This is a genomic window from Actibacterium lipolyticum (genome assembly GCF_900184935.1).
Lineage (GTDB): Bacteria > Pseudomonadota > Alphaproteobacteria > Rhodobacterales > Rhodobacteraceae > Actibacterium_A > Actibacterium_A lipolyticum.
The window spans coordinates 667606-689003 of the sequence record NZ_FXYE01000002.1 but is presented as its reverse complement, the minus strand read 5'-3'; the positions used below and the strand labels follow the sequence as shown (position 1 = coordinate 689003).

General features: G+C 55.5%; 21 protein-coding genes. 3 read left to right on the top strand and 18 right to left on the bottom strand.

What is annotated here, in order from left to right; genetic code table 11:
- From COL8621_RS12045 to COL8621_RS12035, 3 genes are read right to left on the bottom strand one after another with little or no spacing between them, the layout of a single operon-like run.
- The gene (locus tag COL8621_RS12045) at nt 1-2403 is read right to left on the bottom strand and encodes a ligase-associated DNA damage response DEXH box helicase (protein ID WP_093967599.1); all 2403 of its coding nucleotides are present in this window, start codon (nt 2401-2403) and stop codon (nt 1-3) included.
- Nucleotides 2404-2444: 41 nt separating this feature from the next.
- The gene (locus COL8621_RS12040; RefSeq protein ID WP_093967598.1) at nt 2445-3299 is read right to left on the bottom strand and encodes an NAD(P)-dependent oxidoreductase; all 855 of its coding nucleotides are present in this window, start codon (nt 3297-3299) and stop codon (nt 2445-2447) included.
- Nucleotides 3257-4567 (bottom strand): DUF8689 domain-containing protein, encoded by a 1311-nt coding sequence (locus tag COL8621_RS12035; RefSeq protein ID WP_093967597.1) that lies wholly within the window; start codon nt 4565-4567, stop codon nt 3257-3259. The genes COL8621_RS12040 and COL8621_RS12035 overlap by 43 nt, the downstream gene beginning before the upstream one ends.
- Before the next feature lie 144 nt (nt 4568-4711).
- On the opposite strand from COL8621_RS12035, the gene COL8621_RS12030 reads away from it, so the two are divergent.
- Nucleotides 4712-6346 (top strand): DUF2029 domain-containing protein, encoded by a 1635-nt coding sequence (locus tag COL8621_RS12030; protein WP_141137887.1) that lies wholly within the window; start codon nt 4712-4714, stop codon nt 6344-6346.
- Here COL8621_RS12030 and COL8621_RS12025 read toward each other — a convergent pair.
- The 12 genes from COL8621_RS12025 to COL8621_RS11970 all read right to left on the bottom strand — a co-directional run bounded on the left by COL8621_RS12025 (nt 6306) and on the right by COL8621_RS11970 (nt 17060).
- A complete protein-coding gene (locus COL8621_RS12025) occupies nt 6306-6827 on the bottom strand; it encodes an A24 family peptidase (protein WP_093967595.1) in 522 nt (173 codons plus the stop codon). The genes COL8621_RS12030 and COL8621_RS12025 overlap by 41 nt on opposite strands.
- Nucleotides 6828-6830: 3 nt before the next feature.
- Entirely contained in the window at nt 6831-7676 is an 846-nt protein-coding gene (locus COL8621_RS12020) for a tetratricopeptide repeat protein (RefSeq protein WP_093967594.1), read from the bottom strand.
- A gap of 26 nt (nt 7677-7702) precedes the next feature.
- On the bottom strand, nt 7703-8269 hold the full coding sequence (locus COL8621_RS12015; RefSeq protein ID WP_093967593.1) for a tetratricopeptide repeat protein: 567 nt from the start codon (nt 8267-8269) through the stop codon (nt 7703-7705).
- A gap of 4 nt (nt 8270-8273) precedes the next feature.
- Nucleotides 8274-9275, bottom strand: a complete 1002-nt coding sequence (locus COL8621_RS12010; RefSeq protein ID WP_093967592.1) for a type II secretion system F family protein — start codon at nt 9273-9275, stop codon at nt 8274-8276.
- Between the two features lie 12 nt (nt 9276-9287).
- Nucleotides 9288-10256, bottom strand: a complete 969-nt coding sequence (locus tag COL8621_RS12005) for a type II secretion system F family protein (protein ID WP_093967591.1) — start codon at nt 10254-10256, stop codon at nt 9288-9290.
- A gap of 5 nt (nt 10257-10261) precedes the next feature.
- Entirely contained in the window at nt 10262-11704 is a 1443-nt protein-coding gene (locus COL8621_RS12000) for a TadA family conjugal transfer-associated ATPase (RefSeq protein WP_093967590.1), read from the bottom strand.
- 27 nt (nt 11705-11731) lie between these two features.
- Nucleotides 11732-12988 carry a CpaE/TadZ family protein gene (locus tag COL8621_RS11995; protein WP_093967589.1) on the bottom strand — a complete coding sequence of 419 codons (1257 nt, stop codon included), beginning with the start codon at nt 12986-12988 and terminating at the stop codon, nt 11732-11734.
- Nucleotides 12989-13165: 177 nt separating this feature from the next.
- The gene (locus COL8621_RS11990) at nt 13166-13831 is read right to left on the bottom strand and encodes an OmpA family protein (protein WP_093967588.1); all 666 of its coding nucleotides are present in this window, start codon (nt 13829-13831) and stop codon (nt 13166-13168) included.
- Nucleotides 13831-15261, bottom strand: coding sequence for a type II and III secretion system protein family protein (locus tag COL8621_RS11985; protein ID WP_093967587.1), 1431 nt, complete (start codon nt 15259-15261; stop codon nt 13831-13833). Before COL8621_RS11985 ends, COL8621_RS11990 begins: the two co-directional genes overlap by 1 nt.
- A 211-nt stretch (nt 15262-15472) precedes the next feature.
- A complete protein-coding gene (cpaB, locus tag COL8621_RS11980; protein ID WP_093967586.1) occupies nt 15473-16318 on the bottom strand; it encodes a Flp pilus assembly protein CpaB in 846 nt (281 codons plus the stop codon).
- 159 nt (nt 16319-16477) lie between these two features.
- Nucleotides 16478-16666: a hypothetical protein gene (locus COL8621_RS11975; protein ID WP_093968547.1), complete on the bottom strand. Its 189-nt coding sequence runs from the start codon at nt 16664-16666 to the stop codon at nt 16478-16480.
- Nucleotides 16667-16865: 199 nt separating this feature from the next.
- A complete protein-coding gene (locus COL8621_RS11970) occupies nt 16866-17060 on the bottom strand; it encodes a Flp family type IVb pilin (RefSeq protein WP_093967585.1) in 195 nt (64 codons plus the stop codon).
- A 366-nt stretch (nt 17061-17426) separates the two neighbouring features.
- On the opposite strand from COL8621_RS11970, the gene COL8621_RS11965 reads away from it, so the two are divergent.
- Entirely contained in the window at nt 17427-18248 is an 822-nt protein-coding gene (locus COL8621_RS11965; RefSeq protein WP_370804694.1) for a lytic transglycosylase domain-containing protein, read from the top strand.
- A 188-nt stretch (nt 18249-18436) separates the two neighbouring features.
- Nucleotides 18437-18793 (top strand): hypothetical protein, encoded by a 357-nt coding sequence (locus COL8621_RS11960; RefSeq protein ID WP_093967583.1) that lies wholly within the window; start codon nt 18437-18439, stop codon nt 18791-18793.
- A 69-nt stretch (nt 18794-18862) separates the two neighbouring features.
- Here the strand turns inward: COL8621_RS11960 and COL8621_RS11955 are convergent, their stop codons facing one another.
- The 3 genes from COL8621_RS11955 to COL8621_RS11945 are packed head-to-tail and all read right to left on the bottom strand — an operon-like array spanning nt 18863 to nt 21395.
- Nucleotides 18863-19492 (bottom strand): 3-oxoacid CoA-transferase subunit B, encoded by a 630-nt coding sequence (locus COL8621_RS11955; RefSeq protein WP_093967582.1) that lies wholly within the window; start codon nt 19490-19492, stop codon nt 18863-18865.
- A 35-nt stretch (nt 19493-19527) separates the two neighbouring features.
- Nucleotides 19528-20319 carry a type 2 periplasmic-binding domain-containing protein gene (locus tag COL8621_RS11950; protein ID WP_093967581.1) on the bottom strand — a complete coding sequence of 264 codons (792 nt, stop codon included), beginning with the start codon at nt 20317-20319 and terminating at the stop codon, nt 19528-19530.
- Nucleotides 20316-21395: a GSCFA domain-containing protein gene (locus tag COL8621_RS11945; protein ID WP_093967580.1), complete on the bottom strand. Its 1080-nt coding sequence runs from the start codon at nt 21393-21395 to the stop codon at nt 20316-20318. Before COL8621_RS11945 ends, COL8621_RS11950 begins: the two co-directional genes overlap by 4 nt.
- Between the last annotated feature and the right edge of the window lie 3 nt (nt 21396-21398).

The following is a 21398-nucleotide window of genomic DNA, read 5'->3' as shown; positions in this document are numbered from 1 at the left end:
TTAGCTAAGGCCCGCAGCCTTCATCGCGCTTTGCGCGGCTTGGGCCAAGATGCGTTCCTGCGCGGCGCCTTTGATCGGCACCCGGCCAACCTCCAGAAACAGCGGTGCGGCCAATGGGCTGACGCGGGGCAGGGCGATGTGATCAATCTGCCCATCGATCCGGCGCAGCATCTGTTCGATCCGCCCGAAATCGACCAGCCCCTTCATCGCCTCTTCGCGCGTGATTTCCAGCATCAGGTGGTCCGGGTCATATTTTGACAGCGTGTCATACAAAATGTCGGAACTGAACGTCGCTTGCCGACCTGATTTTCGCTTGCCGGGGGAATTGCGTTCGATCAGCCCGGCAATGATCGCCGCGCTGCGAAAGGTGCGCTTCATCACGGCGTTGCCAGACAGCCAGTTTTCGAACCCACCGCGCATCGCCTCGGCGTCAAACAGCGGCGCAGGGTCCGTTACCGGGTCCAGCCCCCAGATCAACGTCGCATAGTCGGTGGATAGAAATCCAAGCGGGTGAAGGCCCAGTTCTTCCATCCGTTGGGTCAGCAAAAGGCCAAGTGTCTGCTGGGCGTTGCGGCCGGCAAAGCCGTAAAGGCACAGGTGTTCGCGCCCGTCATGGGCGAAGGTTTCAACCAACAGCCGATCACGTTCTGGCAGTTGCGAAACCTCGCGCTGAAGCGAAAGCCATTGCGCGGTATGCGCGGGCAGGCCGGGCCAGTCGATTTGTTTGAACATCGCAAGGATACGATCCGAAAGCTGGGTGGATGTCGCGAACTTGGAGCCTGAAAATACCGCAACCTTTGGATTGTCTGACGGGCGGCGCGTCACCTCTACGGTCATTTCGCGCAAGCCTTCATAGCGCACGATCTGCCCGCCAATCAGAAACGTATCGCCTTTTGTTAAGGTGGCGGCGAAGGCCTCTTCCACCTCGCCTAGTGGGGCGCCGCCGCGACTGTTCTTTAGGCGAACCTTCATCATTTCGCTATCGATGATGGTGCCGATGTTCATGCGGATTTGCGCCGCCGCGCGTGGGTCGCGCAGATGCCACAGGCCATCGGTTTGCTGCAATCGCTGCCAGCGGTCATAGGCCCGCAGGGCATATCCGCCCGTCGCCGTGAAATCCAAACATGCGTCGAATTCTGTACGACTAAGGGTGGCATAGGCCCCGGCGCTGGTCACCTCGGCAAACAGCGTTGCGGCGTCGAACGGGCCTGCGGCGGCTGTAATCAAAATGTGCTGGCACAAGACGTCGCGTGGGCCGGGGCCGCGTGGTTCGCCATCCAGATCGCCTGCTTTCACGGCTTCAAGTGCGGCAAGGCATTCCACCACCTCAAACCGGTTCGCGGGCACCAGCAGCGCCTTGGACGGCGCGTTATAGCGGTGGTTCGCCCGCCCGATCCGTTGCACCAGCCGTTTAACGTTTTTCGGTGCGCCGACCTGTATCACAAGGTCCACATCGCCCCAGTCGATCCCAAGGTCCAGCGAGCCGGTGCAGACGATGGCGCGCAGTTGCCCGGCGACCATGGCCGCCTCGACCTTTTCGCGCTGTTCCCGCGCGAGCGAACCATGGTGGATACCAATGGGCAGGCTTTCGTCGTTTTCCAGCCAAAGCGCGTGAAAAAAAATCTCGGCCTGGGCGCGGGTGTTGTGAAAGATCAGCGTCGTTTTGTGTTGCTTGACCTGTTCCAGAATGGCCCCGATGGCATAGCGCCCGCCGCCGCCCGACCATGGGGGTGGCGCATCTGTTTGCAGCATCGCAATGTCCGGCGCGGGGCCGGGATCGGCGTGGATAATTTCGCAGGGATCCGGGTGGCGGGCCAGAAAACGCGCAATCGCGGCGGGGTCTTCGACGGTTGCCGAAAGGCCGACACGGCGCAGGCCGGGGCAGATCGCGGACAGCCGCGACAGCGCAAGCATCAGCTGATCGCCACGTTTGCTTTCAGCCAGCGCGTGAATTTCGTCGACAATTACCCGCTGTAGTCCCGCAAAAATGCGTGGCGCGTCAGGATAGCTAAGCAGCAGGGCAAGGCTTTCGGGCGTGGTCAGCAAAATATGCGGTGGGTCGGCCCTTTGTTTGCGGCGTTGGGTATAGGACGTGTCGCCGGTTCGGTCTTCGATCCGGATGGGGAGCCCCATTTCATCTACTGGGGTGCGAAGGTTACGCCGAATGTCCGCGGCCAGCGCCTTTAGCGGCGAAATGTAGAGTGTGTGCAAGCCAGAGTGGGTTCCATCAGCCAATTCGGCCAGCGATGGTAGGAATCCTGCAAGTGTTTTGCCGCCGCCGGTGGGCGCGATCAGCAGTAACGACGGGTCATGGGCGCGATCCAGCATCGCCTGTTGGTGCGGATGGACGGTCCAGCCACGTGTCGCAAACCATTCGTGAAAGGAAGAAGGAAGCGCGCTCATACAAGGCAATGTAGGGCGCGTGGTGGGGTTTGCACAGGCCCCTAAGGGCGCGGTTTCAGATGACGGATCATGTTTTGCACCACGCGCGGAAGGGAGGTATCCGCGCCATCTGGCGCAGCGTCCAGCGCGCTTTCGACATCTTTCACCAGAATGCCAATGGTGTTGTCTTCGGAATACCCATCGCGGGCGAATTCAATTTCGTCAAAACCCGACGCCAGCCAGTTTTGGCCAGAGGAAGTGTGGATCAAAGCCAACAGCTCTTTTTCGTCGACCCCGGTCTTGTCGGCCCAGTCCAGCACAAGCCGCGTCATCGCGGTGCTGGACGCGGCCAGCAGATTGTTCAGAACCTTTGCTTCCATCCCAGAACCAAAGCCGCCCATGCGGTGGAAATGGGTGCCCATTGTCGCGAACAGTGGTTGCAAGAAATCCAAGTCGGCCGCGTCGCCGCCCAACATGAAGGATAGCTCTTTCCGCTCTGCCTTGATTTGCGCGCCAGACATGGGGGCATCGATCAGCTTGACATGTACAGGGGTGCGGGCGCGCAGATCGCGCGTATAGCGCGGTGAAAGGGTCGAACAAACGACAATCATTTCCAACTGTTTCGCGCGTTTGACCAGCCCATATTCGCCAAACAGCATGTCGTCGGTTTGATGCATGTCGCGCACGACAGTTAGCAAAATCCGCAGACCATCAGCAAAGGTTTCAGGATCGTTATGCATAACGGAACTAAGCGCGCCGTATTCAGAGCGCGGCCGAATATCGAACCCGCGCGCGTCATGCCCGGCCTCGCGCAAGGCGCGCAGCATAGGGCGGCCCATACGGCCGCAGCCAGCCACGCCTATGCCGCTAAAAGTCAATGGACGATCGTTTCTTCTTTGACGAACATGTTTGCCCATGCGCGATCAATCAGGTCCGGGTTCATCTGATATGGGATGCCCTCGAACTCGCAGATCGCCATCATCTGGTCGATTAGGAAGACCGGCTGATAGTTGGCATAGACATTGTCGATCGTCGGATATTTCTTCTTCAGCAGATAGATGATCGTCTGCTCGTCCAGTGGCATCTTTTTCTTGCGTGCCACCAGCGCGAAGATTTTCAAGAAGTCTTCCTGACTTGGACCATCAATCTTGATCTTAAAGAAGATCCGGCGCAAAGCCGCCTTATCGAAAATCTCGTTCGGGTGGAAGTTGGTCGAGAAGATAACGAGGGTGTCAAACGGCACCTCAAACTTTTCACCAGATTGCAGCGCAAGAATATCGCGCCCTTCTTCCAATGGAACAATCCAACGGTTGACCAGCGCCTGTGGCGGTTCTTCCTGTCGCCCAAGGTCATCCACGATGAACACGCCGCCGGACGACTTAAGCTGCAACGGCGCCTGATAGGTACGGGCCGTTGGGTTATAAACCAGATCAAGCATGGACAGCGAAAGTTCACCGCCGGTCACAACGGTCGGACGGTCACACAGCACATAGCGCGTGTCGTACTTGTTTGATGTACGGCGCAGCGAGTTGGGGTCATCCACCTGCTCTTCCGCGGCCGAGTGAACGATCGGGTCATAGACGGTGATAACCTGACCAGAATATTCGATCGCACGCGGGATATAAATCTTGTCGCCCAACGCATCGCGAATACCGTTCGAGATGGACGATTTACCGTTACCCGGAGGGCCATACATCAGGATCGAACGGCCAGACGATACAGCAGGCCCAAGGTGGCCCAACAGTTCTGGCGGCAAAATCAGGTGGCCCATCGCACCGGTCAGCTGGGCGCGGGTGATTTGGATGTTTTTGATCGACTGACGCTTTACCTGCTCTTGATAGACTTCAAGCGGGACAGGCATTGCGCCGTAATATTCAGACTGGCTTAGCGCATCCAGCGCGCGGGACTTGCCGGTATCCGTAAGCTGATACCCCATAGACCCACCCGAGTTTGCGTGCAGGGTACCTGTCGCCTCTAGCAGTTTTTGCGAGCGGGCCAGATCGACCAGCTCCTGCGCGACGGGTGTGGGCAGGGCGATATTGCGGGCGATGTCGGGAACGGTTTCCACATTCTGGCGGAACATCGTTTTCAATAGGATGTCGCGCATCATCACCATAGGCAGCTTCATCCCGTCAAGAGAACGGGGCGCTGGTGGTGCGACGACTGCGGATGGCTGAACGTTCATGGTTGAAGCCTTAATTCTGCTCGAAAGATTTGTGAAAGATTACCCGCCCGACGTCAGGCGAACAACTTAAACTGCCCTTGCTTTGACACGAGTTGATGGCCAGAAAAGGGCAGTTGAAAGACAAAAATGTTATTTGAGGCACGAATGAGCAAACCCAGACCACTTTTCATAGCTGGCTTCTTGCTGTTCGTTGTCGCGCTATATGGTGCCGTTACCCTGGCCAAAGGTGGGCTGTATGTCGCCACCTATGAGGGCGACACCGCGCATTTGCTTGATCTGGCCTTGCGTTTGGCGGGCGGCGCGCAGCCGCACACGGAATTCATGACGCCGCTGGGCGTGCTGTCATACGCACCGATTTCGTTCTTTTTGAACATGGGCGCGGGGGCTGGCCATGCGTTCATCTATAGCCAGATCTTGGTGGCCTTGTGCCTGCTACCTGCGTTGTGGTGGGCCATCATCAGCCGACTTTCGGGCGGATGGGCGTATTTTTTCGGGTTTTACGTGATCGTGCTAACGCTTGCCTTGTCGCAGGGGCAGACCACATCGGCGATTTCGGTCGCGATGCACTATAATCGATGGGCTTGGTCGGTTGCCTATATCGTTGTGCTGATCGCTGTCGTCGCGCCGGTCTATCGGAAAAGCGTGGTGGCCGATGGGGCGATTATCGGCGTCGGGATGGCGTTTCTGGCGCTTTGTAAGCTTACCTATTTCGCGGCCTTCGCACTGCCCGTATTGATTGCCCTGTTGGTCCGGCGCCAATGGGGAACATTGGGGGCCGCAGTCGTGGCTGGGATCGGCGTTATCGCGGTCATGACGCTGTTGATGGGGGTGGATTTCTGGGGCGCATATCTGAACGATTTGCTTGCAGTTGCGTCATCGGACGTGCGGCCATACCCCAACAAACCGTTCTTCACGATGCTTCGGTTGCCCGCCTATATGGGCGGGACATTGTTGGTGTTTCTGGCCGTCGTGTTGTTGCGTCAGGCGGGCAAGAAAGACATGGGCCTGTTGCTTATGATCTTTGCGCCGGCGTTCTTTTACGTGATGTTTCAGAACTTCGGGAATGATCCTCAGTGGTTGGTGCTGACTGGGGTGTTGATCGTGCTGTCACGGCCCGAACCGGGCGTGAGCAACAGTTTCGGTTGGGACATGCGCCAAGCCTTGGCGTTAGCGGCGGCGGCCATCTTTGCGCTAAGTTCGCCTGCTGCCCTCAATATGATTTACAGCCCGATGGTGCACCTTAAGGTGAACGAGGCTGACTTTGGCGTGTTCCTGCCAACGCGCCCAGAACACAACGATCTGTTTGGCGATACAAAGCGGGCCTATGCGCTGAAGGCGAACATCCGGTTGGATATTCCCGATACCTCTCCGATGGTGAAAGGTCACGGCGCGGCAAAAGAACAAACGCTATTGGCCGGGGAACCGCTGCGCGCTTGCGAGCTTTACGATGGCGCCGTGGGATATTTCAGCAGCATCGCAGAGGAGCTGTCGGCCGCAGGTGTGGGCCCTGATGATGGGTTTCTGGTGGCTGATATCGTGAACGTTGCTTGGATGTTTGGCGATTTCAAGCCGCTACCGGGCGGTGGCCCTTGGTATTACGGCGGGGCGCCGGGGCTGGAGAATGCCAGATATCTTGTCGTCCCCAACTGCCCATATCGCATGTCGGAACGGCACCGGATCATCGGGGAAGTTGTGAAGCGTGAACTGCCGTTGAAAGAGGTCTACCGCAGTTCGATGCTTATCCTGATGGAAATAGGCCGGGAAACGCCGCAAGGGTAAGATAGGCGATCAACAGCGGGCCAAGGGCGACGCCCATGGGGAACTTTGTTCGCTTTTCTTTAGACAATGACAGTGTGTTTGGTGCGGCTTTACTGATGCCGGGAATGGCGCGCACGATCATGTGCAGCACATAGATTACCGGCACCATAAAGAAGAATAGCATCAGGAATTCGGACGTGTCGGCCCACGCAATGTAAGGGGCCATCACTGCCATCATCTTGGCATCGCCCGCGCCAAGAATTGGCGTTTGCGCCAGAACGAAGCCGATCACCAGCACGACGACAAAATGCAGCCAACGCCACATGTATTCGTCTAGCGGAAGCACGAAAAATCCCACAATTGCGAATACCGCAAACAGAGCGTCAACGACGCGGTTAGGGATTTTCATGATGCGAAAATCCACCCACGCAGCATAGAGGCCGATAACGACCGCGAATGGCAGGAACCAAATGGCTGCCTCTGCAGGGGTGGCTAGGACCATGTCTTACCCGTTAAGCGCCCGAAGCGAACGAACGGCGTCTTCGAAGTGCTGAGGGTGGGTGTCAATCGCGTCTTCCAGCAGGCCTTTGCCAATCGCCGTGTCGCCCTGTTTGATCGCGGAAAGCGCCATGGTGTACAGCAATTGCGCACGCTCTATCTGGCTCATGTCGATAACGGGCATCTGATAATTGCGCTGCGCACCGCGGGCCAGAACAAGGTTGTTCTTGGCGGTGAACAAGTTGCGGTCATATCCGATGGCTTCGATAAACAGGCGTTCGGCTTCTTTGAAATTGCCGCGCGACAGTTTGGAATAGCCCCAGTTGTTCAGAACGCCGGATGGTTTGGTCGTAAGGCCAACGGCGGTTTCATAGAAACTGTCGGCATTTTTCCATTCCTTGTTGCTGTCAGCAACCATGGCTTCAAGCCGGTATCGTTTGAAGGTCTCAACCGTTGGCGGGATACCATCCAGAACTTTTTCGGCTTCGTCCCATTTGCTTGCACGGATCAGCGCGTCGGCCAATTCAATGCTGTCATCTGTCGTTGCTTCTGGGTGCTGAACGACGTTCGACCAGACGATCACAGCTTCGGAGTTGTGTTTTGCGCGCACAAGGGATCGGCCCAGGCCGCGCTTATAGTCGATCCGATCAGGGGATTCCGCCGAAGCACGTTTGAAATAGGCGACGGCTTCGTCAGGGTCGGCAACCGTCATCATGATTTCGTTAAGGTTGCTTTCGTCGCTGGCCATCACGTCTTGTACGGCGCGCTCGACTTCTTCTTCCGACGAACCGGTACATCCAGAAAGCGCGAAAGCGCCGGTCACGCATAGCGTTACTAGGAAAAGGTGGCGCATTTTGCGTCCTTTATACTGCTCTGTCCTCAGGGTGTAGAAAGGATCAGGTATCGCCCGTTTCCTCGCCGCACCAAATCGAAATTATTGCTATTGATTGAATCATACGCAGGATTTTCGGATTTTGCGATAGCCAAGCGCAGATTTTCGCGAATTTCGTCCGATTGGCCACTATCCAGCGCAAAAGCCGTGCGGAACACGCGCTTAGCTTCGCCAGTTTCGCCCAGCTCCATCAGTGTAACGCCCAAGTTGTTCCACGCAGGCGCGAAGTCTTCGTTCTGTTCAACGGCTTTTCGTAACAGCGTTTCGGCTTGTCCAAGGCGGCCAAGCCGAAGGTTGGCAGAGCCCAACGCGGACAGAACGTCAGCATCAATGCCGCGTTCGCCAGCCGCGCGGTAATAGGCCTTAAGTGCCAGTTCGTATTCGCCTGCGGCCATAAGCCGATGACCCACGACAAGGCCATCGACGGCCTCTGTTATCTTCGGGGTACCTGGGGGCGGGGCTAGCCCCTCGTATTCAGGCGTAAGGCCGCCGGTCGTCTGACAGGCGGCCAATAGGCACACTGCAGTGAGAAGCCCCACCGATTTTTGTAACATGCACTCAGAATTCCACAGTCGTCAGCATCTGATACATACCATAGATCGAAGGGCCGATCAGAACAATCATCAGTGGTGGAACCGTGAACATCATGGTGCCAAGCGTCAGTTTGGTCGGCAGCTTGTTGGCTTTTTCTTCAGCACGCATCACGCGCTTGTCACGCATTTCTGCCGCGTAAACCCGCAGCGCATCCGCGATGGACGTACCGAATGTTGCCGACTGAACCAGCACGGTCACGAATGACGACACATCGGTCACGCCGCAGCGTTCGCCCATGTCTTTCAGCACGGTGATCTTGTCTTTACCGGCTTTCATCTCGTGCGAGACGATTTCGTATTCGTCGGCAAGGGCAGGGAAGCCAGCCCGAATTTCACGCGCGACGCGAATGATCGATTGATCAAGCGACTGACCGGCCTCGATGCAGACAAGCATCATGTCCAAGCTGTCGGGAAAACCGTTGATGATTTCTTCCTGACGGGTCTGAACACGACGTTCGACCCAGTACTTTGGCAGGTAATAACCGATACCGCCGGGGATCACGACAGACAGGATAAGCTTTTGGGTTGTCACTTCGCCCGTTGCCGACGCGAAGAAAGCGTAAAGTACGCCGCAGAACAGGAAGAACAGGCCAAGTGCGAACTGCGCAAAGTGAAACGCGCGAACCGCAGATTTGGAACGATAACCAGCGCGCGTCAGTTTCAGGCGCGCAGCCGAATATTCCTCTTCGTTCTGTGGCTCAAGAAAGTCAGCAAACTTGTCCAGCTTTTCAGCGTTCTTGCTGCCCGAACGTAGCCGTGCTTCGGCCGCTGCGGGCTGCTGTGGTTTCGCAGCGCGGCCACCGCCACCGGGTTGCTTAAGCTTGTCCAGCGGGTCAGCTTGACGTTTCAGGAGGACCGGCAGGGTAATGACGATGAACAATACACCCAGCATGCCCACAGCATAGAGCGGGCCAAGCGCGCCGAACTTTTCGGTCAGCATGTCGTTAAGTTGGTTCAGGAATTCCATTTGGTTTTCTCCTTAAACCTTGATGTTGACCATGATCTTCATGAAGACCACGTTCACCACCAAAAGCGCACCTACGAACAGACATGCAGGAATAAAGTAAGGGGTATCTTTCACTTCGTCGTAATAGGTCGGTTCCAGAATGTTGATGACCACGATCGCGATCAGCGGGAAAGCAGACAGGAACATACCCGAATACTTCGCCTCGGCAGTAATCGCTTTTACGCGGCGGAACAGTTTGAAACGCGAACGGATAACCTTGGCCAAACCTTCAAGGATTTCAGCAAGGTTACCACCGGATTGCTGCTGGATGGTCACGGCAACCGCAAGGAAGCGCAAATCCTGCAAGTCCATCCGTTCAGCCAGATCCTTCAAGCTTTCCGATACATCACGGCCATAGGCCGCTTCGTCGGCGATCATGCCAAATTCTGAGCCCAGCGGGTCGGCCACTTCGTTCGCGACGATGGAAACCGCCGATGCGAAGGGGTGACCCACGCGAAGGCTTCGCACCATCAGCTCTACGGCGTCAGGCAGTTGTTCTTGGATAAGTTCCAGACGTTTGGTGGCTTTGTTGTTCACCCAAACGAATACCGCGCCAACACCCATCACCACGGACACCAGCGCCCGAATCTGAAGCGACGCACCGGTACCGATGGTCAGCCCCAAAAAGGCCAGCACCGAAAGCAAAACCATGATCATGATCAGCGCACGTGGCGAAAAGGCGATGTTGGCCTTTTGTGCCTTGGCGGCCAGCATTGAATAAAGGGGAATGCCCTTTGAATTCATGTGCTGGCTCATCTCTTTGCGAAGCTGTTCCAGAACTTCTTCGCGGGCGGCACCCTTTTCCAGCATGTCCAGGCGCCGGTTGACGCGGCTGTTCAAGCTGATGGATTTGCCGAAGATCGTTAGATACAGGCCCTCGACCAGCGCCAGAACCCCGACGAAGATCAGACCATAGATAATTGGTTCTGCACTGATTTGCATACTGGTTACTCTGCTGCGATCGGTTCAAAAATGGACGGGGGCAGATCGTAACCCCACTGACGGAACCGCTCGGAGTAGTGAGAGCGGACGCCTGTCGCGTTGAAGCGACCGATGATTTTTCCGTCCGATGCAAGACCAAGGCGTTCATACCGGAACACCTCTTGCATCGAGATGACTTCGCCTTCCATGCCGGTCAGTTCGGTAATCGACACCATGCGGCGCGAACCGTCCTGAAGGCGGCTGGCCTGAACGATAAGGTTCACAGCCGATGCAATCTGGCTGCGCACGGCCTTAAGCGGCATTTCAATACCGGCCATCGCAACCATGTTTTCCAAACGCGAAACACCATCACGTGCGCTGTTGGCGTGGATCGTCGTCATAGACCCGTCGTGGCCGGTGTTCATCGCCTGAAGCATGTCGATAACTTCTTCGCCACGCGTCTCACCTACGATGATGCGGTCTGGGCGCATACGAAGAGCGTTTCGCAGACAGTCCCGCTGTGAAACGGCGCCTTTGCCCTCCACGTTGGCGGGGCGGCTTTCCATTCGGCCCACATGCGTCTGTTGAAGCTGAAGTTCCGCCGTATCCTCGATCGTCAGGATGCGTTCGGCGTCGTCAATAAAGCTGGACAGTGCGTTCAACGTGGTCGTTTTACCAGAACCCGTACCGCCAGAAACGATAACGTTCAGACGGCAGGCAACCGCAGCCTGAAGATAGGCGGCCATTTCTTCGGTAAACGCGCCGAATTTCACCAGATCGTCGATCGCAAGCTTTTCTTTCTTAAACTTACGAATGGAGACGAGGCTGCCATCAACGGCAACAGGTGGAACCATGGCGTTGAAACGCGAGCCGTCAGAAAGACGGGCGTCAACATAGGGGTTGGATTCATCAACACGACGACCAACGGCCGAAACGATTTTGTCGATGATCCGCAGAAGGTGACGTTCATCTTTAAAGGTGATGTCCGTCAGTTCCAGCTTACCCGAACGTTCCACAAAGATCTGTTGTGGGCCGTTCACCAGAATATCGTTGACGGTGTCGTCTTTCAGAAGCGTTTCAAGTGGGCCAAGGCCCATAACTTCGTCGAACAAATCCTGATTCAGGCTTGTGCGTTCGTCCTTGTTCAGAACGACGCTCATTTCTTCAAGCGCTTCCGCTGAAATCGCTTGGATTTCAGCTTTCAAGTCACTTTCAGAAGCATGCTCAAGCGCGGAAAGGTTCAGGTCTTCCAGCAGCCGCTTGTGCAGCTCGACCTTGATTTCTGACATCCGCTCACGGCGTTTCCGGTCTTTATCAACGGGCGCGGCGCGGGCAGGCGCGACTTTCGGTGCCGCCGCGGGTTTCCGCGCGGCGGCCGGCTCTGCGGCCGCTGCCGCAGGGGCTGCCTGCGCAGGTTTGTCCGCTTCCGGCGCCGGCGTTCCAGATGATTTTTTGTATCGCGAAAACATGTTCGAACTTTCTACTCGATGTCTCTGTTAGAGAGCGGCGGCTTGTTCGTGTGCGTGAGAATAAAGCGACGCAGCCAGTTTCTTGATCTCTTTGCGCAATGGGTTTTTCCCGGCGCTGTCTGACAATGGCAAACCATGGTCGCCAGCCTGGGCCACCGGCTTACCGCCATCGGGCAGCATCAGCTCGATGTCGATGTTCAGGTTTTCGGCCATGCGTTTGACGCGGCTTTTACCCGACAGATCAGCGAATTTCGGGGCTTTGTTCAGTGCGAACCGCAGCTTTTCAACTGGCAGGTCTTCGCTTTTCAAAGCGCGAACCATACGCAGCGTATTCTGAGCAGACCGCATATCAAGCGCCATCAGCGCGAAATAGACGTGGGATCGCGCCAAGGCGGTTTCAGTCCACTGAACCAGCGTCTTTGGCATATCAACAATGACAAAATCGAAATTTGCGCGCGCCATATCAATCAGCGCGTTCACGTCATCGGGGCCAATCATGTCAAGCGGCAGGATCTCTCCGGGCGCGGTTAAAACATGCATTTTGTCCTTAAATGGAAGCAAAGCATTCATAAAGCTTTCCTTATCCATCCGGGACGTGTCTGCCAAAAGCTCGTACACAGCCTCGCGCCGGGGCAGGTCAAGGTAGGTCGAAACAGAGCCAAATTGAAGGTCCAGGTCCAACAGGCAAACCTTGGGGGGATCTTTCTTAGTGACGTTGGCAAGTTCCCAAGCCAAGTTCACAGCGAATGTTGTGGCACCCACACCGCCAGCAAGCCCATGAACAGAGAATACAGCCCCGTCCAGATTCGCAGGCGCACCAACCGCATTCTCATTTTCAGAGGCGACGACAAGTTCTGTCGGGCGATGAATCGGGGTCGGTTCGTTAAGGCGTTCAATCGCTTCGTGAAGCGCACCTTCAGGAAGCGGGTAGGGGACAAAATCGTCGGCACCCAGACGCAGCAATTTATGCAACGCCATTGGGCTAAGCTCATCCGCGATCAGAATGATACGAATCCGGTTTTCTTTGGCGATCTTAATCAATTCGCCAACATAGCCCAGGCGTTCTTCGTCTTGGCTATCAACCGCAATTGCAACAAATTTTAGTTCGGCCGCGTCAGGTTGTACGAAAAACGCTGCTGCGTCTTCGAACGACAGGTCACCCCATCCTTCACCCAGTTCAGCCTCCATATCTTCAATAAGAAGATCAAAGTTCTGAACATCACGTGATACCGTGCAAGCTACGATCGGCGCCGGTTCTGGCTGCAACGCTGCACTCCTTGCCATCAATCTTTACCCTTCATTTGCAGGGTGACGCGGCACAAAGCAAAGATGGGTTGGTTCTACCCACTCGGCTCCGCAGTCACCCAGTGCGACTCACATCCGCACCTACTGCTCCCTCAAGGGTAAGATGGAGGTCAATCTGGGCAACATTAGGGCTGAAAAGCCGAAATTGTTTGGAGATTAGCGCTCTTCTGCCTGAGCTTCTTCGTCAACCAGCGACAGTGTATGGTTTTCTGTCGCGCTCTTGACGTACTCTGTATATTCAAACAGCGCATATTTTCCATCAAGGGTCTGCGAACGACCCTTCAGGAACCCCGAAACTTCGGTCACGGTGCGGCGATTGCGACGCTCACGCCCGTCCGTCACGATAATCGGCTGCGTTTCACCGAAGGAAACAACGGCTTCCAGGCGGCTACGCTCGATTCCCTGTGATACAAGGTAGTTAACCACAGTCTGCGCGCGGCGCAGGCCAAGGCTTTGGTTGTAGTTGTTGGAACCAACCTTGTCGGTGTGGCCGTAAACCCGGAACGTCGCCAGAGAATAGCTGCGAATCCACTGTGCCTGTTGGCGCAGGGCAGCTTGTGCTGCCGAATCCAAAGTTGCGCTGTTGAAGGCAAAGTTAACAGTGCTTGGAACTTCTGACGCGAACTTGCGTGACAGGTTGATCGCTGCGTTACGCTCTCCGCTCATCACTTGGATGTTGTTCATCGTCGGATTGCCGAATGAACCTTCGTCGATCGAGTTCCCGGCAGGCGCGTTGAAGTCACGCGCCATTTCCGGAGTACACGCACCAAGGCTGGTTACGGCGACTGTAGTCAGTAGAACAAGGGGGGTGCGCATAGCCATCACTCCATCACATAGCCGTAAGAGCCGGAAAAATCTTGGCGGGCAACTTCACCAGCAGCGCCGCGACGCGTGCTTCCGCTGGCGGATACTTTGCCGTGCAAGAACAGCTCATTTTCGGTGGGCGGACGAATTCGATCCGTTGGCAGGGCAAACGCCTCGCCGCTTGTTGGCGTTACCAGATGTGCGGTGATGATGATCACCAATTCGCTCTGATCGCGCTTGTATTCGGAGCTACGGAACAGTGCGCCAAGGATCGGAATGTCGCCAAGCCATGGAACCTGACCATTCAGCGCCGTGAAGTCATCCTGCAAAAGACCTGCGATCGCAAAGCTTTCGCCGTCTTGCATTTCAACTGTTGTCGCTGTGGTGCGTGTTGAAAAACCGCTGATCGAGATCGAGCCGTCGGTGTAAGAAATCGTCGGATCCACACCACTTACCGAAGCGGTCAGACGCAGGTTGATGTTCTTGCCCACAACACGAGGTGTGAAGTTCAAGCTGATCCCGAACGGCTTAAAGTCGACCGAGATGTTCCCGTTTTCATTAGAAACTGGAACCGGGTATTCACCACCAGCCAAGAATTCTGCGTTCTGACCGGAAAGGGCAGTCAGGTTCGGTTCAGCAAGTGTGCGAACAAACCCTTTTGTTTCAAGAGCTTCCAGAAGAACCGCAAATTCAACGTTGCCAGCGCCGACACCAATAGAGAAGACACCGTTACGAGAGTTGGCGCTTGTCGATCCGGTCGAAGAATCGCCATCAAAGAGGGCGCTAAGGTTGCCATCGCTGGAAAGAGTGCCCGTGCCGCCTTGAACGCCGACGTCACCGCCACTACCAATGCCGTTTACAGCAAGGCTGGCGCTGAGGCTTTTCGTGACAGAGCGATTCATTTCCGCAAAGCGAACTTTCAGAAGAACCTGCTGGCTTCCGCCAACTGTCATCAAGTTAGAAACACGCTCTGGCGCGTAGCGCTGAGCAAGATCAAGCGCGCGATCAACAGCTGCGACCGAAGAAACCAAACCGGACAGCACCAAACCATCATTGGCTGGGCGGACTTCGATGTTTTCGTTCGGGAGCACTTCGCGAAGACGCTCTTTCAGCTCACTTACGTCAGGCGTAACGCGAACTTCTACGTTGGTGATCAAACGACCGTCTGGCCCCAGCAGCGTCAGGGTCGTGCGCCCCGGTTGCTTGCCAAGCACATAGATCGTGCGGTCCGACAGCGTCGAGATGTCGGCGATAGATGGGTTGGCGATCGAAAGTTCCGCGAACACCACATCGCTTTCAACCACAACGGCCCGGTTCAACGGAACATTAAGTTGGCTGCCAACGTCGCCCTGCATCACACGCAAGGTGTCTGCGACGCCTTGCGGAGCTGTAGAAAATGAAACAGCCGCGCCTATAAGCGCCGCTTGAAAGAAAGTCGTAATTTTCATGTGATCCTGCCTCTCCGATCACGCCTCAGGACGGGTCTTTTTTGCCCAATTGTCCGAACAATGCGCCAGTCTTCCTTTTTTTGCAAGAATCAAAGGCTTGCGAGGGGAACTTATGTGGAAATCAAGCAACAGACGGAATTTGCTTTCGCCACGAAAAACGCGGGCCGCCCTGTGGGTGACCCGCGTCAGAATGTTGTATTTGAACTATTTTTTAGTTCGTGCAGGGGATCGGAATTTCAAACCGTTCGGTACCACGGCGCTCTACGCGAACGCATTTTTCCTGTGGCTTCACTTCAACGACTTCCTCTTCTTCCTCGATACCGAGCAGCGTGTTCTGATCAATTTCGACTGTGTTCGAAAGCGTTTCGTCAAGCGCGCCAACAAGCGACAGTGACAGTTTACCGGTCTGTTCAGCCAATGTAAGCGCAGCAACTTGACGGTCCGAAGTGGCCCGAAGTGTTACTGTCCGTGCGATCGCGGGGCTTTGACGGCCCGAGTCCGACGATTGATCCACCGCCATCAATTGAAGGCTAGGGATGATGAGCTTCGTCACCTTCGCGCGGCCCTTAACGGTGCCGGTCCAGTAAACGTCTACACGGTCGCCAGGGCGCAGAAAGCCCGATACGCCGGAGCTTGCATCAATGCTGATGGTGAAGGCACGTGCGCCGCCGCCCAAACGTGATGCGATACCTGCGTCCTCACCAGGGGCGGTTACTTTTACCGCCAGAAGAGGTTCGTTCTTTTCCATCGGGCGGAGCACAATACGAGACATGTCGGTGCCGTCCGGGAATAGATCGGATTCAACTTTGAACGCACCCTCTGGAACGTGGTTTGCTGGCCATTGAACCAGCTTCGCGTCTTCAAGCGTGATTGGCTCGCCATAAGCCAAAGCGCGATCCGCGATGTAAATTTCGGTTAGTTGGATCTGCTCAGCCCGAGCAGATTGTTCTTGGGCAAGCGCAGCTTGATATTGCGAAACATAGCCCTGCACCATGTAGACCGCGAAGCCAGCTAGCCCCAGTCCGATCAGCAGGACCAAACCAAACAGCATCCGCATAACGTTTCCTTTCCTATCATAAATACAGGCCGCACCACCCCCACTGAGCGCGCAAGCCATTACCAGTTATTATCAGGATGTCTTTAGAATGGGGCGAAAACGGGGTAAGGCGATGGCCAAACCGGGGTTTATTTCGATTTTCGCAACAAACTGTTTCTTTTAGTTTCCGGCGTCGACTTCGATACCGCCAATTTCGGTGCTCATAGAGTCAGCCAGTGTCGCGTTGCCGCCCATTACTGCACCAATTACAGCAAAGCCAAGCCCAACAACCGCTGCGGACAGGACCACCCAGTCAACGGTAACCGCACCATCTTCGGACGCGATGAAGTCTTTGATCATATTGCGCATTGCAATCTCCATTCCATTCAGGTTCGCCCAGCAAGCAGAGCGATTAACTGGTTACTTTTTCACCGGCCAATTTGTCGAAAACATGACCCATCTAAGGGGAAATGAAGCTCTCTTTAGCCAAGCTTTTGCTAAAAATGAAAATGCCGCGCCCAAAGGGACGCGGCATTTTTTACTTCAGGCGTAAGCCCTACAGTAATTATTAGTTACCAGCGTCAGGTGTGATGCCGCCAACTTCGGTCGAGATGCTGGAACCCAGCTGTGTCAGGCCGCCTTTTACGGAACCCAGAACAGCGAAGCCCAGGCCAACAACGGCGGCGGACAGTACAACCCAGTCAACGGTTACAGCGCCGTCTTCGTCGTTGCGGAAGTTTTCGATGATTGCGAACAGTTTCATTTGGTTTTTCCTCGTGCAAATTTTTGTCAGACGTTTCAGGGCCCTTGCGGATTAGGTCGAACCGGCCTCTCTATGGCTCGATCACCGCCTTGGCATGGGTAGTAATTAGCCCTTGGATTGGGGCGAGAGTTGGGCAGAGGCTGGGCATTTTTGGCCGACTGGCAAAAAACACTTTGCCTTTGGTTAACATGCGGAAAATAAACGAAAATATTTCAGAAATTAATTTACGAAAACTAGACTCTTTAGCTTTTTAAGCCTTTGGAATCGCCGTTTTGTCTGCGAATCCACCGCTTTTGGTGGTTTTTTGCAGCGTTTTTTGCGAGAGTACGGGAAATAAAAACAGGGCAGAGCAGGACCCTTAATATGATGTGTATGCGTATCGCCGTGCTTTTAGCTGGTGTTTTGGCGGCTCCGGTTGCCTTGGCTGGCGATCCGCCGCCCTATCCCGAATTTACATTCAAACGGGTTAAGCCTCCCAAAGCCGGTGCAACCAAACGCATTACGGTTCAGGTGCCGCCGCAAGAGTTTCGTAAAGCGCCTTCGCCGAAGGTGGCTGATAAAGAAGCTGGAAAAGCGCCGGCCAAGACCTCGGCGACTTACGATTGGTATTGGACCACGGTTTCCCCCGCGATCACGGACTCTGGCCCCGGGCGGTTGGAGCCAGCGGTTGCCGCGCTGAAGAAGGGGCCGGGTGGCGCGTCTGTTCCGGCGCCACGGATGCAAGCGATGCAGGCCATCGCGCAAGCACACGGAACCGAAATTCTAAAGGCGACGATCGGGACCCAGGTTTCGCCAGCGCTGGTCTTGGCTGTCATAGGCGTTGAAAGCAGTGGTCGTACCCAAGCGGTAAGTGTGAAGGGCGCCACTGGTCTGATGCAACTTATGCCGGCCACCGCAGAACGGTTCGGAGTCGTCGACCGGACCAACCCAATTCAGAACATCAAGGGTGGTGTTGCCTATCTGGATTGGCTGATGACCGAATTCGACCGCGACCCGGTTCTTGTTCTTGCGTCTTACAATGCCGGCGAAAACGCCGTGAAGAAGAATGGCGGCGTTCCGCCCTATGCCGAAACGCGCGATTACGTCCCCAAGGTTTTGGCCGCATGGACCGTCGCACGCGGCCTTTGCCTAACACCGCCCGAGCTTGTCAGTGACGGCTGCGTCTTTAGGGTCGGCCGGTCGGGCTAACGCCCGTTGTAAAGATCACGAAAAATTAATCGTTTCCGATGCTCACAATCGGTGTGCACATGTGCACACTTATTTGGGTGAATTCACAACTCTGTGCGTTGATGTGAGCAAGTTTACTCCCCAGTTAGAGATCATCGAGGCGACACAACGCCGCCCGAACCAAACAAGTTCTAACTGGAGACACCGAAATGAAAACTCTTGCTCTTACCACCGCTATCATCCTTGGCGTTGCCGCTCCTGTGTTGGCTGGCGGGCCGACTGCAAGCCAAATTCAAGAACAGATTGCGCTGGAAAGCGATGATGGCAACGAACGCTTCTTCGCCGAATACGTTGCCGAGCGTGGCACAACACACGGCACTGTCGTTGTGTCCAGCCGTAACACCGCTGGCAATTCCGCAGACCAAATCTTTGCGCGTATTGCTGCGGAATCTGATGACTCGAACGAACGCTTCTTTGCTGGTTCGCCCGTCACTGTTTTCCACAGCGCAGGTGGTGTGAACGCGAAGGCAGTCGAGATCTTCGCCAAATTGGCAGCTGAAGATTGATCTTAGACAGATCCTAAAAAACAACGGGGGCCGATTGGCCCCCGTCAAGTATTCAACAACTATAAATGCTTAGCCGACGATTGTGGCTTGTGTGGCGGCGCGAAGCTCTTCTTCACTGACGCCATCGGCCATTTCGACAATCTTCAGGCCACCGTCGACGACATCCAGCACCCCAAGATTGGTAATGATGCGATCCACAACCTTTTGGCCGGTCAATGGCAGCGTGCATTCCTTTAGAACCTTGCTGTCGCCGTGCTTGTTGGTGTGATCCATCACAACGACCACCCGACCAACACCCGCGACCAGATCCATCGCGCCACCCATGCCTTTGACAAGCTTGCCTGGGATCATCCAGTTGGCGAGGTCGCCGTTTTCAGCAACCTCCATTGCGCCCAGAATAGCCATCGCAATTTTGCCGCCACGGATCATTGCAAAGGACTGATCTGAACCGAAATAGGCAGAGCGATCCAATTCAGTGATTGTTTGCTTACCTGCGTTGATTAGGTCTGCATCTTCTTCGCCCTCAATCGGGAAGGGGCCCATACCCAGCATCCCGTTTTCGGACTGAAGCGTCACATCAACGCCTTCCGGAATGTAGTTCGACACCAGCGTCGGAATGCCGATGCCAAGGTTCACATACCAGCCGTCTTCAAGTTCCTGTGCCGCGCGGGCGGCCATCTGATTGCGATCCCAAGGCATGTGTCGTCCTCTCCTCTATGCGTTCTATCTATTTCCTAAGCCGCGATGGGCTGAAGGTTAAGTTTCTGGGTTGCGAAGGTTTCAAGCACGCGAAGCCCGAAATCCCCGTTCATGTGTCTGTGATCGGTGCCGCTCATCTCTTCGCCATCGGCCGAAGTCCCACCCAGCGCATATTGCGCTTTGGTGGCAAAGGGGGCGGCGATCGTGTCGGCAGGCTGGCTTAAAAAGCCGTGGCCAAGTTGGGTAACGGCGTCTTCCACGCCCTTTAACCATTTCTGGAACAAGCCCTCGGCATCTGGGTGTCGTATGAAGTTATCGATGACACGGGCTGGTTCATAATCGTCGGCGCGTTCACCGATGGCCGCACTTGGATAGGGGGCCTCTGTCAGGGTGAAGTTGCGATCTGGGCCAAGGCAACGGCGCACCATCTTGGCAATACGTGCGGTCGTCGCTGCCATCGTTGCGTCGACGAATTCCATGGAACAGGCGCGATCTTTGCCCGTGTCTGTGCCCTCTAACAGGTCATAAGTCTGTAAAAGCGCGGCAGTGCTGATTAATTCGAAGCGGAACCCAACCACTAAGATGTGGTCAAACGCTGTCAGATCGATTTGTTCGGCTCCGTTGATCGCATTCGCCAACTCGCGGTCTTTGTCTTTGCGAAACCCCGGAACATAGACGCCTTCTTTGTTCACACGCCCCGTTAAGAACACCGGAGCAGGAACAGCAAAGAATTCCACATCAACATCAGGGAAACGGCCGCGAAAACGCGGTACGCCGCTTTTCAGGGCACCGGTATGCGAACTGCCAAGAACAAGGAGGCGGGTCATTTGTTAAACGCCTCCAGCAACGCTTCTTCGCAGACGACGTCTTCTTCGGTTTCTTTTGCCTTGTTCCGCAGCTTTCGCCGTTTGTTGGCGCGATCACCACGCAAGGCACCATGGGCAGATAAGAATGTCTTCATGACACGTTCAACGCCGTCTGGCGAAACGCTGCGCAGGTTGGGTTCAAAGAAAGGCTCATCCGTCGCGTGCGAGGTGACAATCTCATACGACGGGAAATAGTCGACATCTTCGAAATCTTCGGAAAGTTCGCCCGCGACAGTGCGCAGGACAGACTTTGAATACACCGTCGCAGGCAGTACGTGGTTGCCGCTTGCCGTTGCCGTCAACGGAACTGGCGATACCGTCAGAAGGAATTTCATATCCGGATTGATCCCGCGCAGGATATCGCGCGCGGCGATGAAAGCGTCGCGAATTTCGGCGGCACGGTAGTTTACGAATGAATAGACATCATGATCCATCTGGCCCGCGATGGTTCCGGGGGCCGTTGGATAGACTGTTTTGCTTTCGGTGTGTTGCCAGCTTTCGGTCAGCCCAAGCGTAAAGACAACCAAGCCCGCTTGTTCCAGCGCGTCGCGCACGGCCTTAAGGTGGTAGGCGCGTGATTTCTGGACCAGCTCTGGCGTTGCCAACCCGTCAGGTTCTGTTCCCGGACGCATCGCATCATAATACCGGCCGTCCTTTTCCCAAACAGGATCGGCAGGGGTGAACTCACCACGGCACTCCAGCAAAAGCTGTAGAAACTGTTGGACGGTATAGATGTTGCCATATCGCGCGGAATACAGGGTATAGCCGTATTTCTGAGCAACTTGGGGCAATGTGCGCCGGGGCACCGGCTCCGTATCAATGACGTTAAAGCCATTCGCCGAAAGTGTGCGCCCTACGTGCTGTGCAAAACAGCTTCCGGCCGTGAAGATGGGAAGCTTCTTCGAAATCTTGAAACGGGGGGTGTAAATCTCTGGTGGGGGATAGCTGCCCGCATCTGCCACGCCCGTGCGCCAGAACGCACGGTCGGCCAACCCCTCGTAAGGGGAGGCTTGTTTTTTGGCATTGCGGGCACCCATTTG

What these genes read in the sequence shown, in the direction of transcription:
- COL8621_RS11950 (WP_093967581.1), bottom strand. Translation starts at nt 20,319, where the DNA reads ATGACCCGCCTCCTTGTTCTTGGCAGTTCGCATACCGGTGCCCTGAAA.
- COL8621_RS12020 (WP_093967594.1), bottom strand. Translation starts at nt 7,676, where the DNA reads ATGCGCCACCTTTTCCTAGTAACGCTATGCGTGACCGGCGCTTTCGCG.
- COL8621_RS12025 (WP_093967595.1), bottom strand. Translation starts at nt 6,827, where the DNA reads ATGGTCCTAGCCACCCCTGCAGAGGCAGCCATTTGGTTCCTGCCATTC.
- cpaB (WP_093967586.1), bottom strand. Translation starts at nt 16,318, where the DNA reads ATGCGGATGCTGTTTGGTTTGGTCCTGCTGATCGGACTGGGGCTAGCT.
- COL8621_RS12040 (WP_093967598.1), bottom strand. Translation starts at nt 3,299, where the DNA reads ATGGGCAAACATGTTCGTCAAAGAAGAAACGATCGTCCATTGACTTTT.
- COL8621_RS12010 (WP_093967592.1), bottom strand. Translation starts at nt 9,275, where the DNA reads ATGGAATTCCTGAACCAACTTAACGACATGCTGACCGAAAAGTTCGGC.
- COL8621_RS11990 (WP_093967588.1), bottom strand. Translation starts at nt 13,831, where the DNA reads ATGGCTATGCGCACCCCCCTTGTTCTACTGACTACAGTCGCCGTAACC.
- COL8621_RS11985 (WP_093967587.1), bottom strand. Translation starts at nt 15,261, where the DNA reads ATGAAAATTACGACTTTCTTTCAAGCGGCGCTTATAGGCGCGGCTGTT.
- COL8621_RS12005 (WP_093967591.1), bottom strand. Translation starts at nt 10,256, where the DNA reads ATGCAAATCAGTGCAGAACCAATTATCTATGGTCTGATCTTCGTCGGG.
- COL8621_RS11955 (WP_093967582.1), bottom strand. Translation starts at nt 19,492, where the DNA reads ATGCCTTGGGATCGCAATCAGATGGCCGCCCGCGCGGCACAGGAACTT.
- COL8621_RS11945 (WP_093967580.1), bottom strand. Translation starts at nt 21,395, where the DNA reads ATGGGTGCCCGCAATGCCAAAAAACAAGCCTCCCCTTACGAGGGGTTG.
- COL8621_RS11960 (WP_093967583.1), top strand. Translation starts at nt 18,437, where the DNA reads ATGAAAACTCTTGCTCTTACCACCGCTATCATCCTTGGCGTTGCCGCT.
- COL8621_RS12000 (WP_093967590.1), bottom strand. Translation starts at nt 11,704, where the DNA reads ATGTTTTCGCGATACAAAAAATCATCTGGAACGCCGGCGCCGGAAGCG.
- COL8621_RS12045 (WP_093967599.1), bottom strand. Translation starts at nt 2,403, where the DNA reads ATGAGCGCGCTTCCTTCTTCCTTTCACGAATGGTTTGCGACACGTGGC.
- COL8621_RS11970 (WP_093967585.1), bottom strand. Translation starts at nt 17,060, where the DNA reads ATGAAACTGTTCGCAATCATCGAAAACTTCCGCAACGACGAAGACGGC.
- COL8621_RS11995 (WP_093967589.1), bottom strand. Translation starts at nt 12,988, where the DNA reads ATGGCAAGGAGTGCAGCGTTGCAGCCAGAACCGGCGCCGATCGTAGCT.
- COL8621_RS11965 (WP_370804694.1), top strand. Translation starts at nt 17,427, where the DNA reads ATGTGTATGCGTATCGCCGTGCTTTTAGCTGGTGTTTTGGCGGCTCCG.
- COL8621_RS12030 (WP_141137887.1), top strand. Translation starts at nt 4,712, where the DNA reads ATGAGCAAACCCAGACCACTTTTCATAGCTGGCTTCTTGCTGTTCGTT.
- COL8621_RS11975 (WP_093968547.1), bottom strand. Translation starts at nt 16,666, where the DNA reads ATGCGCAATATGATCAAAGACTTCATCGCGTCCGAAGATGGTGCGGTT.
- COL8621_RS12015 (WP_093967593.1), bottom strand. Translation starts at nt 8,269, where the DNA reads ATGTTACAAAAATCGGTGGGGCTTCTCACTGCAGTGTGCCTATTGGCC.
- COL8621_RS12035 (WP_093967597.1), bottom strand. Translation starts at nt 4,567, where the DNA reads ATGAACGTTCAGCCATCCGCAGTCGTCGCACCACCAGCGCCCCGTTCT.